3 protein-coding genes are annotated in these 4,273 nt (G+C 32.1%); all 3 read left to right on the forward strand.

Features of this window, described 5'->3' with window-relative positions; translation table 11 throughout:
* Window positions 1-157: 157 nt before the first annotated feature.
* The 3 genes from AACV33_RS00055 (at window position 158) to AACV33_RS00065 (ending at window position 4,206) form a co-directional block, all read left to right on the forward strand.
* The gene (locus tag AACV33_RS00055; RefSeq protein ID WP_065609699.1) at window positions 158-1,438 is read left to right on the forward strand and encodes a hemolysin family protein; all 1,281 of its coding nucleotides are present in this window, start codon (window positions 158-160) and stop codon (window positions 1,436-1,438) included.
* 121 nt (window positions 1,439-1,559) lie between these two features.
* Entirely contained in the window at window positions 1,560-2,903 is a 1,344-nt protein-coding gene (locus AACV33_RS00060) for a GGDEF domain-containing protein (RefSeq protein ID WP_065609697.1), read from the forward strand.
* On the forward strand, window positions 2,896-4,206 hold the full coding sequence (locus AACV33_RS00065; protein WP_065609695.1) for a GGDEF domain-containing protein: 1,311 nt from the start codon (window positions 2,896-2,898) through the stop codon (window positions 4,204-4,206). Before AACV33_RS00060 ends, AACV33_RS00065 begins: the two co-directional genes overlap by 8 nt.
* Window positions 4,207-4,273 lie beyond the last annotated feature (67 nt).

A 4,273-nucleotide genomic window follows, 5' to 3' on the forward strand; every position in this document is an offset into this window, starting at 1 on the left:
TAAATATTATATTATGAATTTATATATAACTTTATTAACAGCCGTTTAAAATTAGGTCAATATAGTTATTGACCTAATCGCAAATCAGGAATATAAGAATATAAAAATTACAGCCTATTTTAGCTGTAATAGTCTATTTATTAGTTAGAGGTTTACATTGGATATTGCCATTTTACTTTTTTTAATTGTGATTAATGGTGTGTTTGCTATGTCAGAAATTGCATTGATGACAGCAAAAAAGAGTCGATTACAAAAATTAGCGGCAGAAGGAAGTAAGTCTGCGGCAAGAGCGATAAAACTGGGTGAAGACCCAACACAATTTTTATCTACCGTACAAATAGGCATTACCGTTATCGGTATCCTTAACGGTATTTTGGGCGAAGCCGCCCTTGCGGGTCCATTGTCTGAGTTGATTATATCCTTAGGCGTTCCTGCAACCCTTGCACCGACGATTTCAACAATCTCAACGGTAGTTATTATTACGTACGTTTCTATTGTTGTGGGTGAGCTTGTACCAAAGCGTATCGCTCTGTTCCACGCAGAGCGTATCTCGACGTTAATTGCAGGCCCTATTGGGTTGCTTGCATTAATCTCTAGACCGTTTGTCTTCCTATTGTCTATTTCTACCAATGGGATATTGCGTTTGTTTGGCCGTTCTAACACGGATGAAGCGTCGATTACTGAAGACGATATTCATGCACTATTGCATGAAGGATCAGAGCAAGGCGTGATAGAAAAACAAGAACATACAATGATGCGCAATATCTTCCATTTAGACGATAGAAAAGTCGCTTCATTAATGACACCAAGAAGTGAATTAGTCTATTTTGATACAGAACAATCGTGGGATGAAAACCTACCTAAATTGTTGCGTTCAGACTATTCAATCTATCCCGTAACGCGCGGTGGCATGGATCACGTTCTGGGTTTCACAACGTCTCGATTCTTATTAAAAGCGTCTCATCAAGAACATCGTACAAAATGGTTGATGCGTAACTTGTTGCCATGTTTAACGATTCTAGAGAACAAATTCGGCAGCCAATTGCTTGAGTTATTAAGAACCACAGGCGAAGAAATTGCGCTTGTTGTGGATGAATACGGTGATGCTCAAGGTATTGTAACTCAAAAAGATTTATTAGAAGCGCTTGCAGGTGAGTTTAAGTCAGAAAACCCAAATGATTCATGGGCTGATAAAGTATCAGATGAAGAATGGGTACTCGATGGTTCCATCCCAATCACGGTATTAAAAGACACATTAAATCTAAAAACATTACCTGAAGAGAAAGAGGCCGACTATCAAACCTTAACCGGTATGTTTATGTGGTTGACGAGCAATGTTCCAACTATTGGTGATTCAGTTCAATACCAAGAATGGAATTTTGAAGTACTCTCGGTTGATAATAACAGAGCAAGCAAAGTACGAGTGACTCGTATTTAAAAAATAAAGGATATGTTGAAAGCGATGATGGATCGTATGAGTGCTTTCATTTGTAGTGCATCATGCTATCTAATTTATGCTGCATTTAATTATAAATGATTAGTGATAAATAATAAAATCTATGAATAATATAAAGAAAATGTTTTTTTTAAAACTTTGCTTATTTTTCGTTTTGTTTTTTGGGGTTTTCTCATCTTTGTTCTATTACAATGCATTATCGATTGGAATTTTAGAAAAGAAAATTAATATTAAATATCAAGAGCTAGTGGATATAACTAAGCGAACTCATGGCTATTATATTAATGCAAATGAAACAATAAGGAATTCTGGTATTTATAAAGAAGACAATAACGTAGGTGTTATTGTAAATAAAACCGGAAAGGTGAAGGTATTATCACCAGCAATAAGTTTATTGTATCAAAGTTTATCTGAAGTTATGAATGAAAAATATATATGGACGGTTGCTATTTTTGAAAAAATTCATGATGTAGATGATGAATATACGGGGAATGCCTACTATAAACCGTTAAGAGATAATTATATTAAAATTAATTATGAATCAAAAAATGATACATTAATGTTAGATCGTATAGTAGAACTAGAAGGTTTAAATGAAACTTATAAAGGGTTTCATAATGATGATATAAGAATAACAGATGTTTATAAAGAAAACTTATCAAATGAAAAAATATATTCTGTTATATATCCGATCTATTTAAATTCAAACTTGGTGTCTGTAATTATTGTTGATATTAAAGACGGGTGGAACGATTCATTAGTTAATGACTTTAGTAATAAAAAATGGAGGTATATTACTGAAGCTAAAGGATTTGATTGGGCTACATTTAATATAAATATACCGTACACATTAAATAATGCATCATTAACTGTGAGTATAGATATATTCAAACTGTTAGCCATTAGTTTTTATATTACTTCTGTTATTTATGTATTTGCGACATTTTTATATCGTTTTTATCTAAAAATTCACAGTGTTCAATGTAATGATCGGATGACCGGTTTTTTGCGTCGAGATTTTATTGAGAATAAATTGAAACGAGTAGAGAAAGCTTTTTTCCTAATTATAGATATAGACTACTTTAAATTAGTTAATGATAACTATGGACATGATGTTGGTGATCAAGTCATCAAAGTCGTAACCCAACGTATAAAAGAGAGCATTAGAGATCATGATATTGCGATTCGGTGGGGTGGTGAGGAGTTTGTTATTATTTTCTATCAAATGGATTTTAATTCTTTTAAAAATAAAGCTGAAATGATTAGAGCAAGAATAGAAAATGAACGAATAGAAGATATGGATATTACAATTTCTATTGGAGGCTCTGAACAGCAAGAATCTGAATTGGCTTTGGAAGCGATAAAAAGAGCAGATAGGGCTCTTTATCAATCAAAAAAAATGGGGCGTAATCGTGTGACTTTAGATAGGAATAAATATAATGCGTAAGATAATGGATAGTACTTATTTGAAGGTATTCTTATTCTTGTTTCTATTGTCTTTTTGTATATTATATCAATATAACAAATTAGAAGCTAATTCATTTAGAATGGAGTTTCATGAAAAAATCACAAAGCTGTATGATACAGTTAGAAAGATTACGCCTTTCTATTTAAATACAACGATGATAGATCTTAATAAAGGAACTTATGTACGTGATAATGTTTCTATTATGGTTGATGAAGACAGTAAGGTTAAAAAATTATCTAGTGGTATTAATTTATTAGAGGCAGAGTTGAGAAACTATATTGGTGATGATTATTGGAGTATAGCGATCCTAGAAAAACTTGAATCTAATATTAACATCGCTCATTTTAAGCCATTGCATGAAGTTCATGTTAGATTGAACTCTAAAGAAGTATCAGATTTAAGTTGGATTGATAGGATTCTAGATAACGAAAATATGTCAAAAAGTTATCAAGCTTTTGCTCAATGTGATCTTAAATTAACAGAACCTTATATAGAGCAATTTACAGATGAAAATGTTAGAAGTATATTTTATCCAATTTATGAAAATAAAAAATTAAGAGCCATATTTCTTTTGGACATGAAAGTCGGTGTTTTCTCAAATTGGTTAAATAATTTTAATAAAAAAAGATATAGTTTTTTGAACTATGGCAGTGATCATGTCTTCTCCTTATCCAGTGATTTGATTGATATACCTTGTACTCCGGTAAGTAACAAAATAATTCTATCTATAAACATGGTGAATTTATTGATGTTAAGTTTAGGTGTTTCCTTGGTTGTAACATGTGTGCTATTTTTAATTAAGAGTTCTCTATATCGATTTCTATATTATTATCGGTTAGATAATATGACAGGGTTATATCTACGTGATTTTCAGGAAGAAAAACTGAATCGAACGTCAGGAAAATCGATTATCATTATCGATATTGATAATTTTAAAGCAATTAATGATCAATATGGTCACTTTCACGGTGATCTAGTAATTAAAGAAGTTTGTCATCGAATTAAAAAATACGTGAGAAGAGGTGACATGGCGATTCGATGGGGTGGTGAAGAGTTTGTTATTGTATTAAATGACATCTCATACACAGGTCTACTAAATCGAACAGAAGCCATTCGATATTCTATAGCGATAGAGTCGATTGCAGGAATCAGTGTCTCAGTGTCTATTGGAGCGACTACAGGTAAAACGCTCTCTTTTAAAAAGGCATTTAAGCTGGCAGATACAGCCTTGTATCAATCAAAGCATTCTGGAAGAAACAGAGTGACGGTATTGGAAGCGTAAACTAAATGAAATTTATTTGTAATAGGTACATCGTTTGTATTTTTATTATTTTCATAGTTTCTAAATA

The organism is Aliivibrio sp. SR45-2, assembly GCF_963890165.1.
GTDB lineage: Bacteria > Pseudomonadota > Gammaproteobacteria > Enterobacterales > Vibrionaceae > Aliivibrio > Aliivibrio salmonicida.